The 13,986-nt window shown below is 68.4% G+C and carries 15 protein-coding genes; 12 read left to right on the top strand and 3 right to left on the bottom strand.

Going from position 1 to position 13,986, the window contains the following annotated elements; all coding sequences use genetic code 11:
* The first annotated feature begins 158 nt into the window (after window positions 1–158).
* Window positions 159–800 carry a TetR/AcrR family transcriptional regulator gene (locus tag ACNYC2_RS17740; RefSeq protein ID WP_419703061.1) on the top strand — a complete coding sequence of 214 codons (642 nt, stop codon included), beginning with the start codon at window positions 159–161 and terminating at the stop codon, window positions 798–800.
* Window positions 801–805: 5 nt separating this feature from the next.
* On the opposite strand, the gene ACNYC2_RS17735 is transcribed toward ACNYC2_RS17740, so the two are convergent.
* Window positions 806–2,041, bottom strand: coding sequence for a TetR/AcrR family transcriptional regulator (locus ACNYC2_RS17735; RefSeq protein ID WP_419703060.1), 1,236 nt, complete (start codon window positions 2,039–2,041; stop codon window positions 806–808).
* Window positions 2,042–2,064: 23 nt separating this feature from the next.
* Between ACNYC2_RS17735 and ACNYC2_RS17730 the strand changes: the two genes are divergently transcribed.
* A complete protein-coding gene (locus ACNYC2_RS17730) occupies window positions 2,065–3,432 on the top strand; it encodes an MFS transporter (RefSeq protein WP_419703059.1) in 1,368 nt (455 codons plus the stop codon).
* A gap of 2 nt (window positions 3,433–3,434) precedes the next feature.
* On the top strand, window positions 3,435–5,213 hold the full coding sequence (locus ACNYC2_RS17725; protein WP_419703058.1) for a glycoside hydrolase family 3 protein: 1,779 nt from the start codon (window positions 3,435–3,437) through the stop codon (window positions 5,211–5,213).
* Between the two features lie 59 nt (window positions 5,214–5,272).
* Here ACNYC2_RS17725 and ACNYC2_RS17720 read toward each other — a convergent pair whose 3' ends face one another.
* Window positions 5,273–5,908: a TetR/AcrR family transcriptional regulator gene (locus ACNYC2_RS17720; RefSeq protein WP_419703057.1), complete on the bottom strand. Its 636-nt coding sequence runs from the start codon at window positions 5,906–5,908 to the stop codon at window positions 5,273–5,275.
* A gap of 105 nt (window positions 5,909–6,013) precedes the next feature.
* Here ACNYC2_RS17720 and ACNYC2_RS17715 point away from each other — a divergent pair, with 105 nt between their 5' ends.
* From ACNYC2_RS17715 to ACNYC2_RS17685, 7 genes are all read left to right on the top strand, one after another.
* Entirely contained in the window at window positions 6,014–6,946 is a 933-nt protein-coding gene (locus tag ACNYC2_RS17715; RefSeq protein ID WP_419703056.1) for an NADP-dependent oxidoreductase, read from the top strand.
* A gap of 81 nt (window positions 6,947–7,027) precedes the next feature.
* Window positions 7,028–8,047: an LLM class flavin-dependent oxidoreductase gene (locus ACNYC2_RS17710; protein WP_419703055.1), complete on the top strand. Its 1,020-nt coding sequence runs from the start codon at window positions 7,028–7,030 to the stop codon at window positions 8,045–8,047.
* Between the two features lie 33 nt (window positions 8,048–8,080).
* Window positions 8,081–8,830 carry an SDR family NAD(P)-dependent oxidoreductase gene (locus ACNYC2_RS17705; RefSeq protein ID WP_419703054.1) on the top strand — a complete coding sequence of 250 codons (750 nt, stop codon included), beginning with the start codon at window positions 8,081–8,083 and terminating at the stop codon, window positions 8,828–8,830.
* Window positions 8,831–8,849: 19 nt separating this feature from the next.
* A complete protein-coding gene (locus ACNYC2_RS17700) occupies window positions 8,850–9,491 on the top strand; it encodes an NAD(P)-dependent oxidoreductase (protein WP_419703053.1) in 642 nt (213 codons plus the stop codon).
* Window positions 9,492–9,560: 69 nt separating this feature from the next.
* Complete coding sequence (locus ACNYC2_RS17695; RefSeq protein ID WP_419703052.1) at window positions 9,561–9,914, top strand: DoxX family protein; 354 nt, start codon at window positions 9,561–9,563, stop codon at window positions 9,912–9,914.
* A 35-nt stretch (window positions 9,915–9,949) separates the two neighbouring features.
* Window positions 9,950–10,804 carry an SDR family oxidoreductase gene (locus tag ACNYC2_RS17690; RefSeq protein WP_419703051.1) on the top strand — a complete coding sequence of 285 codons (855 nt, stop codon included), beginning with the start codon at window positions 9,950–9,952 and terminating at the stop codon, window positions 10,802–10,804.
* Window positions 10,805–10,896: 92 nt separating this feature from the next.
* Complete coding sequence (locus ACNYC2_RS17685; RefSeq protein WP_419703050.1) at window positions 10,897–11,562, top strand: NADPH-dependent F420 reductase; 666 nt, start codon at window positions 10,897–10,899, stop codon at window positions 11,560–11,562.
* Between the two features lie 108 nt (window positions 11,563–11,670).
* Here ACNYC2_RS17685 and ACNYC2_RS17680 read toward each other — a convergent pair whose 3' ends face one another.
* On the bottom strand, window positions 11,671–12,312 hold the full coding sequence (locus tag ACNYC2_RS17680; protein ID WP_419703049.1) for a VOC family protein: 642 nt from the start codon (window positions 12,310–12,312) through the stop codon (window positions 11,671–11,673).
* Between the two features lie 104 nt (window positions 12,313–12,416).
* On the opposite strand from ACNYC2_RS17680, the gene ACNYC2_RS17675 reads away from it, so the two are divergent.
* Window positions 12,417–13,142: a TetR/AcrR family transcriptional regulator gene (locus ACNYC2_RS17675; protein ID WP_419703048.1), complete on the top strand. Its 726-nt coding sequence runs from the start codon at window positions 12,417–12,419 to the stop codon at window positions 13,140–13,142.
* A gap of 277 nt (window positions 13,143–13,419) precedes the next feature.
* Window positions 13,420–13,710, top strand: a complete 291-nt coding sequence (locus ACNYC2_RS17670) for a hypothetical protein (RefSeq protein ID WP_419703047.1) — start codon at window positions 13,420–13,422, stop codon at window positions 13,708–13,710.
* Window positions 13,711–13,986: the final 276 nt, after the last annotated feature.

Here is a 13,986-nt window from a genome sequence, read left to right as displayed (position 1 = left end):
TTGCTAAACAGTGTTCACCAACTCGCTGAACACCGTATAGCATTTGGCTGTCGGGTGAAAACCGCCTCGTCGGAGCGGCTGGTTGATGCGACGCCGGTAGGGACCTGCCCATAGGCTCACGCCGTGTTCGACGGAGGGGTGCCGAAGGGATGAGTGCCATGCAACGACCTGGTGTCGTCGACAGCGTGGGCGCGGGTCGTGTGCCCAACCGTTGGGGCGAGGGCCAGCGGCTGCGGCAGGAAATCCTCGATGCCGCGGGGCGGTTGCTGCGCGATGTGGATGGCCCGGAGCGGGTGTCATTGCGGGCTATCGCTCGTGAGGCAGGCATCTCCGCCGGTGCCGTGTACAGCCACTTCAAGGACAAGAACGACCTGATGTGGACGCTGCTCGACGGCGCCTACACAGCGCTGTCCGAGCAGATGTGCGCCGCACGGGACGCGGCGCCGGCCGATGATCCGTGGGCAGGCTTGCGCGCAACTGTCGATTCCTACTGCGAGCTGGCGACCGGCGCACCGCACCGATACGACCTGCTGTTCCGCATCGGTCCGGGGCTCCCACCGCCCCAGGGTCTGCAGCAGCACCCGATGGCCCGGCTCCTGGACGTATGGCGTGAGACGGTCGTCGCATATCTCACTGCAACGGGCCACGGGTCCGACGGTGCGGACCTGACCGCGAAGCTGCTGTGGAGCGGTCTGCACGGGCAGCTCGGGCTGTGGCGCAACGTGTCACCACTGGCCGACGATGTCGTGCTTGAGGATCTTCGGGACGGCATTCTTCGAGCCCTGTTCGGGCGCGACTGAACGGCTCAGGCTGTGCGCAGCTCGTCCAGATAGCCGGTCAGGAGTGTTGCGGGGTCGACTGCGGCCGGGGCGTAGAGCCACTGCAGGTGCAACCCGTCGCTGAGGGCTACCAACCAGAGCGCCTCAAACCATGGATCTCGCTCGCCACGGACGCTGCCCATCTCCTGGGCGCGGGCGATCGCCGTCGCGTAGTCACCAATCCTGGCTCGGTATCGGCGAGCGAAGTGCTCGTGGGCGGGGTGATCCGCCGCCACCGCCTCGGTGCGGAGCGTCGCCTGCAACCGGACGCACTGGGACGCGTTCTCAAGATGGTGTTGGACCCGCTGCGGCAAGCTCCACAACCGGCCGGGCTCGGACCCGCCGTCATCCTGCATGCCCGCAAGCTCGGCTTCCTGCTGGTCAAGCACAGCGATGAGCAGCTGCTGCTTGCCGCCGAAATGGTGGACCAACGTCGACGGGCCGGTACCCGCCGCGGCGGCGACCTCCCGGAGGCTGGTGAGATGGTAGCCATCTGCCGCGAACCGCTCCGCAGCTGCCGCGACAATCTCGGCGCGCCGGGCGCGACCTGACGCGTACCCGTCCGAGTCCGCCCCGGACATGGCAGGCGGCGCACTGGCGGCGGGCGGCAGGGGGGTCATGAGCTCGCGCGGTGTTGCCGCCCCGAGCGTGGCGAGCCGGCGGCCCAAGGTCGATGGGACGTCCACCTCGGGCAGGTAGAGCGCGATCAGCTGGGCGCCGTCCCAGGCCGCTGCCATCCGAATGCCCTCCGCGTCCGCGTCAACGGCGCTGTGCATCTCGGCGGCGAACTGCCGGAACGCTTCGGCGAACCCTTCTCGTGCCATCTCGTACCGGGCTGCCACTGCCTGGTGCTCTGGATGGCAAGGGCTGAGGGCGATCCCGACGAGCCCGAGAAGGAGCCGGGAGTAGCCCGGCGACGCATCGTTCTGGCGTGCCACCTGCACGAAGGCGTCAAGTGAGGTCGCGCCGTCGGAGGCTACGTGGCGGTTGACCTCGTCCAGCTGCTCGACGACGGCTCGCAGGAGGTCGTCCTTGGACGCGAAGTGCCGGAGCAGTCCGGGATGACTGATACCGCCGGCAGCGGCGATGTCCCGCAGGGACACCGCGCGGTAGCCCCGCTCGGCGAACAGGTTCGCGGCGGCCCCTATCACCGCGGCGCGGGTCCGCGCCGCGGACGCTCCCCGGGATGCTGCTGGGAGCTCGTCCGTGGTCTGGCGCGTCATGCTGACCATCCTACGAAGTTACCATGCGTTGCATTTTCAGTTACCAGATGTTCTACTTTTGCCATCGCGCCGAAGGAGGCGCCGTCCAAGGAGAACTGCCCACCATGACAAAGTCGTCACTCACCACACCATCAGCGCCTGACTTCCCCGCCGTGCAGCCCGCCAGATCGCCCCGCGGCTACGTTCCGGCCTTCGCCGGCGCCACGTTCGGCGTCATGCTGGCGCTACTGACCCCGGCGCTGGTCACGCTCGCCTTCAAGCTGCAGCACATCACCGCGACGCCCGCTGAAGCTGCCACCGCTATGGGCATGGTCACCGGAGTCGGTGCTCTCTTCGCTCTGATCACCAACCCGCTGGCAGGTCGGCTCTCCGACCGCACCGCCCATCGGTGGGGCATGCGACGACCGTGGCTCGTCGGCGGCGTCTTGGTCGGCCTCGTCGCCTTCACAGTGATCGGTGTGGCGCCCAGCGTCTGGCTCGTGATGATCGCGTGGTGCGTGGCCCAGGCGGCCATGAACGCCGTGCTGGCCGCGGCCAACGCCACCGTCCCGGACCAGGTCCCCGTCGCCCGGCGCGGCATGGTCTCCGGCGTCGTGGGCCTCGCCGGGCCCGTAGGAATGCTGGCCGGAACGGCGCTCGTCAACGTGCTCGACACGGACGTCGCCCGATTCGCCGTTCCCGCACTCGTCGCAGCCGTCACCGTCCTGGCGTTCAGCTGGGTGCTGCAGGATCGTGTGCTGCCGCATCGCCCGACCACGCCGTACACCCTCAAAGAGTTTCTCGGTTCGTTCGTCTTTAACCCGGCCAAGCACCCCGACTTCGCGTGGACATGGCTGACGAAATTCCTGGTGATGTTCGGGTATGCGGGTGTGGCCACGTTCTTGCCGTTCTACCTCACGCAGGAGTTCGAGCTGGCCGAGAAGGAAGCGATCAGCGCTGTCCTGATCTCCAACATCGCCTTCATGGGCGCCATGGCGCTGTCGGGACCGGTGGGAGGGATCCTCTCGGACAAGATCGGCAAACGGCGCCCGTTCGTCGCCGCGGCCGGCCTGGTCATGGTGGTCGGACTTGTCGTGCTCGCCTTCGCGCCGGATGTCACGACCGTCATCATCGGCCAGGCCATCATCGGCCTCGGAACCGGGTCGTTCATGTCCGTCGATCTCGCCCTCGCCACCCAGGTGCTGCCCGACCCCGATGACACCGCCAAGGACCTCGGGGTGCTCAACATCGCCAATGCGCTGCCGCAGTCGATCGCCCCGTCCATCGCACCGCTGATCATCGCCGCCGGCGCCGGCACCGCGATCGGCGGCTACGCAACCTTCTACCTCTTCGGCGCCGTCGTCGCTCTGGCTGGCGCAGTGCTCGTCTACCGCATCAAGGGAGTGAAGTAAGCATGTCCACCGTCGACACCAGCTACCTGAACCGAGACCTTCCCGTCGAGGAGCGGGTCGAGAAGCTGCTCGCGCAGATGACCCTGCAGGAGAAGGCCGGGCTGCTGTTCCAGACCATGATCAGCATGGGCCCCGACGGGCAGCTCAGTGACGGGGACTCCGTGTTCGGGCTGCCGAGCAACAAGGAGTACCTGACAGGCCGCCTGATGAGCCACTTCAACATCCTCAGCGCCGCCCCCACGGTCGAGGCCATGGCAACCTGGTACAACCGCCTGCAGGAGCTCGCGGCAACGACACGACTTGGTATCCCGGTCACGATCTCGAGCGACCCGCGCCACTCGTACACCGACAACCCGCTCCTCGGCGTCGCCACCAGCACATTCTCCCTCTGGCCCGAGCCGCTCGGCCTGGCAGCCATCGGCGACGAGAAGCTGGTGGAGACGTTCGGCGACATCGCCCGACAGGAGTACACAGCCGTCGGAATCCGTGTGGCCCTGCACCCGCAGGTGGACCTGGCCACCGAACCGCGGTGGTCGCGGCAGTTGCAGACGTTCGGCGAGGACCCCCATCTCTCGTCACGGCTCGGCGCCGCGTACATCCGCGGGTTCCAGGGGGCCGCCCTGGGCGCGAACTCCGTCGCCACGATGACCAAGCACTTCCCTGGTGGCGGGCCGCAGCTCGACGGCGAGGACGCGCACTTCGCCCACGGTCGCGAGCAGGTGTACCCCGGCGGACAGTTCGAGCTGCACCTCAAGCCGTTCGAAGCGGCGTTCGACGCCGGTACCAGCCAGATCATGCCGTACTACGGGATGCCGATCGGCACTGAATACGAGGAGGTGGGCTTCGGGTTCAACAAGAGCGTCATCACCGGCCTGCTTCGCGAGCGCTACGGATTCGACGGGATCGTCTGCACCGACTGGGGCCTGATCACCGACAACGAGGTCTTCGGCGAACCGTTCCCCGCCCGCGCCTGGGGTGTCGAACACCTCTCTCCTCGCGAGCGCATGGTCAAGGTCCTCGAGGCCGGCGTCGACCAGTTCGGCGGCGAGGCAAACCCGGAGCTGCTCGTCGACCTGGTCCGCAACGGCGACGTCAGCGAAGCACGACTCGACATCTCAGCCCGCCGCCTCCTGCGCGAGAAATTCGTCCTGGGCCTGTTCGACGACCAGCGGTACGTCGACGTCGCCCACGCTGCCAGCGTGGTCGGGAGCACCGAGTTCGTCACGGCAGGCGAGGCGGCGCAGCGCGCCTCGGTCACGCTGCTCACCAACACGGTCGTCAAGGGGCACAGCATCCTGCCCCTCGGTCGTGGAGCGAAGATCTACGTCGAGGGCGTGCCTGCTGAGGTCGCGAATGCCTACGGCAGTGTCGTAACGGACCCCCAGCAGGCCGACGTCGCAATCCTGCGGCTCCAGGCCCCGTTCGAGGAGCGGACCGCCACGTTCGAGAGCATGTTCCATGCCGGGTCACTCGACTTCCCGGAAGACCAGCTCGCGCACGTCCGGGAGATCGCGGCAGTCATACCGACCGTGGTCGACGTCTTCCTCGACCGGCCCGCCGTCCTCACTCCGCTCGTGGACCACACGGCGGCGATCGTCGGCACGTTCGGAGCCAGCCCGGAGGCCGTCCTTGACGTGATCTTCGGTGCGGCGGAACCCCAGGGCAATCTGCCGTTCGACCTGCCGAGCAGCATGGAGGCGGTGCGCGGGAATCGCCCCGACGTGCCCTTCGACACCGCGGACCCGCTGTTCCGCTTCGGCCACGGACTGCGCTACAGCTAGCCGGAAGCGGTCCCGGCAGGTCGTGTACGCGACCCGCCGGGACCGCCCAGTGACAGGGTTCAAGGGTTGCCGGCGGCCAGGGTCCTGGCCCAGATCCGGGACGGCGGGGTGAGCGGCTCGGCCCCCGCCTCGTGGAAGGCCTGCAGCATGTACTCGCCGAACCGCTTCCATGCCAAGGGTGCGATGCGCTGGGTGCCGCGCAAGCCCCGGGCGGCGTGCTGCAGCAGCAACAGGTCGCTGTGGTGGAAGTCGGCCCGGATAGCGCCCGCCTCGCGGGCGCACTCCACCAGTTGCACGGAGGCATCAAAGGCACGGGTCAGTTCGGTGCGGAACAGCTCGGTCCCGCTGCGGGAGGAGAGCAGGACGTCGCTGAACGCGGCGTCGATGGCTTGCTGTTCGAGGATGAACATCACGTAGTCGCGGAACGCCTCCCACGGCTGTGTCTCTGCCTGCATGGCGGCCTGCTCGGTGCGTTCGGCGTAGCGGCGCATCTTCTCTTCGAGCACCACGCCCATGAGTTCCTCGACCGAGGAGAACCGCCGGTAGATCGTCCCGACTCCTACCCCGGCGACGTCGGCGATGTGCTCCAGCGTGACCTCGCTGCCCTCCTGAGCAAGCACGGATCCCGCAGCGCAGATGATCGCCTGCCGGTTGCGCTCAGCGTCCGCTCGCAGGGGTCGCTTCTCGGTGCTCATGAGACCAGTCTACCTATCTGGAATAGGCGCTCCAGTTCCGTGGTTCACTAGGGCGTGGAAGCGGAGCAACAGCTCCACTTGAACCGGATAGTAGGGAAGACAGACATGAAGGTTGTGGCACTGCGTGCGTTCGACTCCGAGCCCGAGGTCACCGAGGTAGACGTTCCCCAGCCCACCGCAGGCGAGGTCCGGGTCCGCGTCCACGCGGCATCGGTCAACGGCTTCGACCTGTCGGTCGCCAAGGGGATGCTGCAGGGCGCGATGGAGCATCGGTTCCCGGTCGTGCTGGGCAAGGACTTCGCCGGCGTCGTCGACGCCGTAGGCGAGGGCGTCGAGGACTACGCGGTCGGTGACCGCGTGTTCGGCGTCGTGACCAAGAACTTCCTCGGTGATGGCTCGTTCGGCGAGTACGTCACCGTGCCCACCGCCGTGGGGATCGCGAAGCTGCCCGAGTCCGTCGAGTTCACGCAGGCGGCAGGACTCGGCCTGGCCGGGACCGCGGCCGTGGACGCCATCGACGCCGCCCAGATCAGCGAGGGCGCGACGGTCCTCGTGGTCGGCGCGACCGGTGGCGTGGGGCAGCAGGCGCTGCAGCTCGCCGCACGCGCCGGCGCGACCGTGATCGCGACCGCGCACACGGAGAAGGAGACCGAGCAGGTCGTCGCGCTCGGCGCCGCGCACGCCGTCGACTACACCGGCGACGTCGTCGCCCAAGTGCGGGAGATCGCGCCCGACGGCGTGGATGTCGTGCTGCACTTCGCCGGCGCGCCCGACGCCGTCGTCCCCATGGTCAAGGCCGGCGGAGCGTTCGTCTCCACGATGCTGATGAGCCCTGCGGACGTCCCGGTCGAGGGAGTGCGCGTCGTGGCGATCTACGCCAACCCGGCGCCCGAGACGCTGGAGCGGATCGCGCGCAACCAGGCCGAGCAGCACACCACCGTCACCGTGCAGCACGTGTACGACCTCGCGCAGACCCCCGACGCGTTCGGGCACTTCACCGCCGGCACCCTCGGCAAGATCATCATCTCCATCGCCTGACCATCTCAGGCCGTCGCCGCGCGGCTCCGCCCACATCCCGCAAGGACGGGCACGGCCGCGCGGCGCCCCGGAAGGAACCCCATGGAACTCGGTGTCTTCTCCCTGAGCGACATCTACCCCGACAGCCCCGACACGGCCGCCAGCCGCATCGACGACATCATCAGCTACGGCATCCTGGCCGAGCAGCACGGCCTGGACGTGTACGGCATCGGCGAGCACCACACCCGCCAGTTCGCCGTCTCCTCCCCGGCCGTCGTGCACGCCGCCATCGCGCGCGCGACCCAGCGCATCAAGCTCACCACCACCGCCAGCGTGCTGAGCGTCCTGGACCCGGTGCGGGTCTACCAGGACTTCGCCACCCTCGACCTGGTCAGCCACGGCCGCGCGGAGATCATCGCCGGACGCAGCGCGTTCGCCGAACCCTTCGCCCTGTTCGGCGAGGACATGGCCCAGCTCGACGACCTGTTCGCCGAGAAGCTGGACCTGCTGCTACGCCTGCGCGAGCAGAAGCCGGTGACGTGGGAGGGGCGCTTCCGCCCGCCGCTGCACGAGGCCGAGGTCAACCCGCCGACCCACGGCGACCTGCCCGTCTGGGTCGCTGTCGGCGGCACCCCCTCCAGCGCGCTGCGTGCCGGACGCCTCGGCCTGCCGATGGCCCTGGGCCTGATCGGCGGCACCATCGACCACGCCAAGCGCCTGATCGACCTGTACCGGTCAGCGGGCCGCGAGGCCGGCCACCCCGACGAGCAGCTCACCGTCGGCATCACGAGCCACTTCTACGTCGGCGAGTCGCAGGAGCAGGCGCTGGAGGAGTTCTACCCCTACTACCACCGCTACCTCTCACCCGAGACGAACGGCGGGCGCGGGTTCTACGTCGACCGGCCGACCATGCAGTCCATGGCTTCTCGCCGTGGCGCGCTCATGGTCGGCGGCCCCCGCGAGGTCGCCGAGAAGATCCTCGAGATGCGCAGCGTGCTCGGGATCGACCGGTTCCTCGGCCAGGTCGACCTCGGCGGCATGCCCCAGCAGATGGTCCGCGACTCCATCCGGCGGTTCGGCGACGACGTCGCCCCCGCCGTCCGCCACGTCCTCGCGGCCTGATCTCTACGTCAGCTTCGACCAAGAAAGAAGGTCATGAACACATTCACGGGCAAGGTCGCTCTCGTCACCGGAGCGGCCGCAGGGATCGGTTACGCGGTCGCCGAGCGTTTGGCGCAGGAAGGTGCGAGCGTGGTCCTGTCGGGCCGGAACGAGGCGAACACCGTAGCCGCTGCCGAACGAATCACTGCCTCAGGCGGTGACGCGATCGGAATCCGCCTGGACGTGTCCGACCAGGCGTCGGTCGAGGCCGGCATCACGCACATCGGTGAACGCTTTGGACGACTCGACCTCGCGGTCAACAACGCTGGTCTCGCCACCGAGCCCACACCACTGCACGAGCTGTCCGTGGAGGATTTCGACCACACGCTCGCAGTCGACCTCCGCGGAGTGTTCCTCAGCATGCGCTGCGAGATACCGCTGATGCTCGACTCGGGCGGAGGCGCCATCGTGAACGTGTCCTCTGGTGCCGGGCTCAAGAACGCCCCGGGGATGGCCGACTACACCGCCGCCAAACACGGCGTGATCGGACTGACCAAGAACGCGGCACTGCAGTACGCACGGCAGAACATCCGCGTCAACGCCGTCGCCCCAGGAACGATCGCCACACCGGGAATCCTCAACGCGCCGGAAGATCTGCGGTCCCAATGGGCCGACCTCATCCCCATGGGACGGATGGGAAGACCCGAAGAGGTCGCGGACTGCGTCGCCTGGCTCACCTCCGACCGCTCGACATTCGTCACCGGGGCCGTGGTCACGATCGACGGCGGCTTCCTCTACAGCTGATAGAAACGAGAGCACTTCCATGAACGTCACCGTCTTCGGCGCCACCGGCGCCATCGGCTCCCTCACCGTGGCCGAGCTCCTCGACCGCGGTCACACCGTCACCGCCTACGCCCGCAACAAGGCCAAGATCCCGGCCACCTGGAGCGACCAGGTCCGCGTCGTCGTCGGCGAGATGTCCGACAAGGCTGCGATCGACTCCGCGGTCGCCGGAGCCGACGCCGTCATCAGCGCGCTCGGCCCCGTGCTCACCCCGGGCGAGCAGGGGCACCCGCTCACCGAAGGCACCCGCCACGTGCTCGACGCCATGCAGCGGCACGGCGTGCGGCGCTACGTCGGCCACGCCACCCCGGCGGTCTGGGACCCACGCGAGCGGCCGACCTGGCAGACCCGGCTCATCCGCTTCCTGCCCAAGACGTTCGGGCGCCGCGCCTACGAGGAGATCCGCGGCATGACCGACCCGGTGCTGGTCTCCGGCCTCGACTGGACGATCGTGCGCTTCATCCGCCCCACCGACGGCCCCAAGCAGGGCAGGGTCCGCTCCGGCTTCTTCGACACGGACAAGCTCGGCTTCGCCGTCACCCGCGCCGCCATCGCCGCCTTCACAGCGGCCCAGGTCGATGACGACACGTACGTCGGCCGCGCTCCCGTCATCAGTAACTGACCCGCACCGAGTCGGCGGCGCCTCGGCGCGCGCCCGCGCCCCTGCCGTTACCCCACATCGAAGGAAGTCATGTTCATCGCCCTTGTCGTCGTCACCGTCCTGCTCGCTCTGCTCGTCCTCAACTCCGCTGTGATGAAGCTGCGCAAGAACGAGCAGGTCGTCGCCGTCATCGGCGGCACAGTCGGCGTTCCCGAGCGCTACTTTTCCGTGCTGGCCGCACTGGAGATCGCCGGCGCGCTCGGCATCGTGGCCGGCCTGTGGATCGAGCCTCTGGGCATCGCCGCCGCAGCAGGCCTGACCGCCTACTTCATCGGCGCCCTCATCGGCCACCTCCGCGTCGGCGACACCAAGGGCCTCGCGATGCCGCTGCCGCCGCTGGTCCTGTCCGTCGCGGTCCTCGTGCTGCGCATCGTCACCGCCTGATCAACCACCACCTGAATCACCGAAGGAAGAACACCATGACCATCGCCATCATCGGCGCCACCGGACAGCTCGGCGGCCACACCATCGACGCCCTCCTCGAACGCGGAATCCCTGCCGGCGACCTCCTCGCCCTCGGCCGCGACACCGAGCGCCTGACCGCCCTGACCGAGCGCGGCCTGCGCACCGCGACCCTCAATCTTGACGACGTCGACGGCACGGCCACCCAGCTCGCCGACGTCGACAAACTGCTCCTGGTCTCCGTCGGCGCCCCCGGCCAGGCACTCGCGCCGCGCGGGAACGCGATCGAGGCCGCTCGTCGCGCCGGCGTTGGGCACCTGGTCTACACCTCCGCGCTCCAGGCGCCCACGACCATCCTCGGCCTGGCTGCCGAGCACAAGGCCACCGAAGAGCTCGTCACCGCCTCGGGCCTCCCGGCCACGTTCCTGCGCAACGGCTGGTACACCGAGAACCACCAGCAAGACTTCACCAGTGCCCGTGAGACCGGCGTCATCGCGAACTCCGTCGGCGACGGACGTCTCGCGACAGCGAGCCGGCGGGACTTCGCGGAGGCTGCCGCCGTGGTGCTCACGACGCCCGGCCACGAGGGCCGCGCCTACGAGCTGTCCGGCGACACCGCGTGGAGCTTCGAGGAGTTCGCCGCCATCGCGGCGAAGGTCCTCGGCACGTCGGTGCGCTACGAGGCGCTCACCCCGGAGCAGGAGCACAAGCAGCTGCTTGCGTTCGGCCTCGACGAAGGCACAGCAGGGTTCATGGTCGCGCTCAACGGGAACATGCGCGACGGCGCCCTCGCACCCACCCCGGGCGACCTTGCCCGCCTCATCGGCCACCCCACGCAGCCGCTCGAGACTACCCTGCGCGCCTGGGTCTGACCCAGGCCACCGGACCGGGAGGAGGGCCACGCCCTTGGTCCCCTCCCGGACTCTCTCGCCGACCGCCAGCCACCCGTCAGGAGAACAGCACGATGAACAGCGCTTCTCGACCCGTCATCGGCGTCTTCGGCGCCGGCAAGTCCGGCGTCGCGATCGCACGCCTCGCTCTCGATGCGGGATACACGGTGCGGATCGCGTCGTCCGGTACGGCCGAGGACACGGACCAGCTCCTGCGCTTTGTTGCACCGGGCGCCGTCGCGACCACCGCTCACGACCTGCCGGCCGAGGCCGACGTGCTCGTGATCGCCGTGCCCCTGCGCAGGTTCCGCGAACTACCCCTCGATGCCCTGGCTGGGCACGTCGTCGTCGACGTCATGAACTACTGGCCACCGATCGACGGCGCCCTGCCAGAGTTCGAGGCGGCCGACCAGCCGTCCAGCACCATCGTCCGGGACGCACTACCCGAGACGGCGCGGCTCGTGAAGACGTTCAACCACCTCGGCTACCACCAGATGGAAGAACTGCCTCGCCCCGCCGGTGCGCCCGACCGGACCGCCATCGGCATCGCCGGCGACGACACGGCTGCCGTCGAGACCGTCGCCCACATCGTCAACGCGCTCGGCTTCGAACCCGTACTCACCGGATCCTTCGCCGCCAGCGCCCACCTCGAGCCTGACGGACCCGTCTTCGGCAAACAGCTCGATGCCGCGGCCATGCGCCAGGTCCTCGAGCTCAGCAGGAGCGACCGCGCGGCCTGACCGTCTGGGGTTGGTCCTCAGGCGTCGTGCCCCGCACCACGGTGTGCAGCCGTGGTGCGGGGCACGATCGCGTGACCTGGGGCGGTGGCCCTCACCCCGGTGGCGAGCTCAGAGCAGGACTGTCGGGTCCCACGGCTGCTCGGGGGCGAACTCGTTGTTCCAGGCGCGCTTGTGGAGCTGCCATGCGTTGGCTCCCGCCTCGCGGGCCTCGACCATCAGGCCGGGATCGACGTGCACGCCCAGCGGCCGGTGAGCGAAGTCGGTCGAGGAACGCATGTGCTCGATCGCCGTGAAGGGGTCGCCGTAGTTGTTGACGTTGATCTCGATGACGTTCTGGTCGGGGTCCGCGTAGTAGAAGGCGGTCTGCAAGCCCTCGTCCACGGCCAGGACCGGCAGGATCGCCTCGCGCTTGAGCCGCACGTACGTGCCCAGTAGCTCCTCCACGGTGTTGTACTCGAACGCCAGGTGTTGGAGGCGGTGGTGCCTGGCTCGCTCGGGGTCCGGCTCCAGGCCGGGGATCTCGATGATCGCCATTCGGTGGTTCTGCTCGTCGTTGGACAGCCACACCGCCTTGACCTCCAGGCCCTGGCTGCGCAGCCCCGTGGGGTCCTCCGAGGTGTGCATGGCCTGCATGCCCAGCACGGTCTCGTACCAGGCCAGCAAGGGCTCCAGGTTCCCGGTGGTCAGCCCGATGTGCTGAAGGCGGGGGTGAACGGCGATCTCGGTGTTAAACGTTGTCGGCTCGGCCATGGCTGGCTCCTTCGGATCAAATGGAACGGCCTTCCCGTTTCCGGGTTGGCCTCACCGTAACACTCAACTGGGCCGCCCGTTCCACTTCGTCGTAGACTGGGGTTGTGACCGACTTGAGCACCCCCGGCGAAGCCCTGGACCAGGACGGCAGATCTACCCTGCGCGTCGATGCCGAGCGCAACCGCGACCGCATCCTGTTCGCGGCTCGCTCCCTCTTCGCGACCGAAGGGCTCGGCGTCTCGATGGCTGCGGTCGCCCGCGAGGCCGGCGTGGGAAAGGCCACCCTGTCCCGGCGCTTCGCGACTCGTGCCGAGCTGATCGACGCGGTGTTCGCCGACCGCATGGAGGCTTATGCGGACGCGGTCACCGACGCACTCGCCGACCCGGACCCATGGCACGGGTTCTGCGGGTTCATCCATGCCGTGTGTGCCATGCAGGCGTCGGACCGCGGGTTCGCCGACGTCCTGACGATGGCCTTCCCGGCGGCCGATGTCCTCGAGGCTCGTCGCGACGAGGCCTACGAAGGGTTCCTCGAGGTCGTCGCGCGAGCACACGGGACCGGCCAGCTACGCGAGGACTTCACCAGCGAAGATCTCGTCATCCTGCTCATGGCCAACGCCGGAGTCATTGCTGCGACGGGCGATGCTGCACCAGGAACCTGGCGGCGCCTGGTCGGGCACATGCTGCGCTCCTTTGCCGCTGACCGGGCTGAGGTACCGCCGCTACCCGACGCGCCTGAGCGTGCTCCCCTCTACCGTGCGATGGTTCACTTCTCGGGCTCGGGTGAGCATGCGGCCCTTCCACGAGCGCCACATCCGTCACGGTCATGACCCTTCTTGCGGGTGGTGCGACGTTCGTCGACGGCGAGGGCGCGTGCGTGCGGTCCGACTGTCGGTGACGGGTGATCATATGGATACCAACAGCTGCCGCAGCGCCGCCGAGGAAGATGCCGCAGATGCCGTTGTAGCGTGACGGATCCTCGCCCGTTGGCGACATCGACAGCAACGCGGTCTGCGTCAGCACGAGAAGCATGAGAGACGAAGCGAGACTGCTGAGCTTGATCGCCTCCATGAGCACGTCCTGGATCCGGCGGGAAGAGAAGATCCCGTGGACGGAGATCCCGAGCTCGGTAAACGCGACGGCGGCGATACCGATCGCCACGTCACGCCCGTATCGACCACTGGCGTCGTGTCCCAGTGCGAGGGGCAGGCAAGCGGCGACATAGGCCAGAGCGAGGACAAGGACGATCACCCCGGTGGCTCGGTACGTTCGTGGGATGGCGGTCATCGACCCGTGGCGGCGGGCGTGCCGGTGGGCAACGATGACGAGGAGCTTGACGACGGCGAGACCGAACGTCAGCAGCACGTTCGCGGCCAGGAACAGCGACGGGGTGTATAGCAGCAGAATGCCCTTGGTTCCGGCTACGACGAGATGCCCGGGGATCGCCATCGCCGAGAAGTAGATGTTGCGGCGGCTGGTATCACGCAGGGCGTGCAGGAACCCGTTCCAGCCTTGCGAGGCTCCGGACAACCGCACCGAGCTCATCGCGCTCGACGAAACACGTGGACCGCGGCGCTGACCGCGAGCACTGCGGCGTAGATGACGCCGAAGGCGGCGACAGGGGACCGAGTGAGCATGACTTCCTCCGTGGTGTGCGCTGGACGCCCAGGTGGC

The organism is Promicromonospora sp. NFX87 (assembly GCF_048564965.1).
Taxonomy (GTDB): domain Bacteria; phylum Actinomycetota; class Actinomycetes; order Actinomycetales; family Cellulomonadaceae; genus Promicromonospora.
The sequence above is the reverse complement of the archived record's forward strand: the minus strand, read 5'-3'. Positions and strand labels throughout refer to the sequence as shown.

Coding starts and splice junctions, on each gene's coding strand:
- ACNYC2_RS17705 (WP_419703054.1), top strand. CDS start 8,081: ATGAACACATTCACGGGCAAGGTCGCTCTCGTCACCGGAGCGGCCGCA.
- ACNYC2_RS17740 (WP_419703061.1), top strand. CDS start 159: ATGCAACGACCTGGTGTCGTCGACAGCGTGGGCGCGGGTCGTGTGCCC.
- ACNYC2_RS17725 (WP_419703058.1), top strand. CDS start 3,435: ATGTCCACCGTCGACACCAGCTACCTGAACCGAGACCTTCCCGTCGAG.
- ACNYC2_RS17690 (WP_419703051.1), top strand. CDS start 9,950: ATGACCATCGCCATCATCGGCGCCACCGGACAGCTCGGCGGCCACACC.
- ACNYC2_RS17700 (WP_419703053.1), top strand. CDS start 8,850: ATGAACGTCACCGTCTTCGGCGCCACCGGCGCCATCGGCTCCCTCACC.
- ACNYC2_RS17715 (WP_419703056.1), top strand. CDS start 6,014: ATGAAGGTTGTGGCACTGCGTGCGTTCGACTCCGAGCCCGAGGTCACC.
- ACNYC2_RS17695 (WP_419703052.1), top strand. CDS start 9,561: ATGTTCATCGCCCTTGTCGTCGTCACCGTCCTGCTCGCTCTGCTCGTC.
- ACNYC2_RS17735 (WP_419703060.1), bottom strand. CDS start 2,041: ATGACGCGCCAGACCACGGACGAGCTCCCAGCAGCATCCCGGGGAGCG.
- ACNYC2_RS17685 (WP_419703050.1), top strand. CDS start 10,897: ATGAACAGCGCTTCTCGACCCGTCATCGGCGTCTTCGGCGCCGGCAAG.
- ACNYC2_RS17710 (WP_419703055.1), top strand. CDS start 7,028: ATGGAACTCGGTGTCTTCTCCCTGAGCGACATCTACCCCGACAGCCCC.
- ACNYC2_RS17680 (WP_419703049.1), bottom strand. CDS start 12,312: ATGGCCGAGCCGACAACGTTTAACACCGAGATCGCCGTTCACCCCCGC.
- ACNYC2_RS17730 (WP_419703059.1), top strand. CDS start 2,065: ATGCGTTGCATTTTCAGTTACCAGATGTTCTACTTTTGCCATCGCGCC.
- ACNYC2_RS17720 (WP_419703057.1), bottom strand. CDS start 5,908: ATGAGCACCGAGAAGCGACCCCTGCGAGCGGACGCTGAGCGCAACCGG.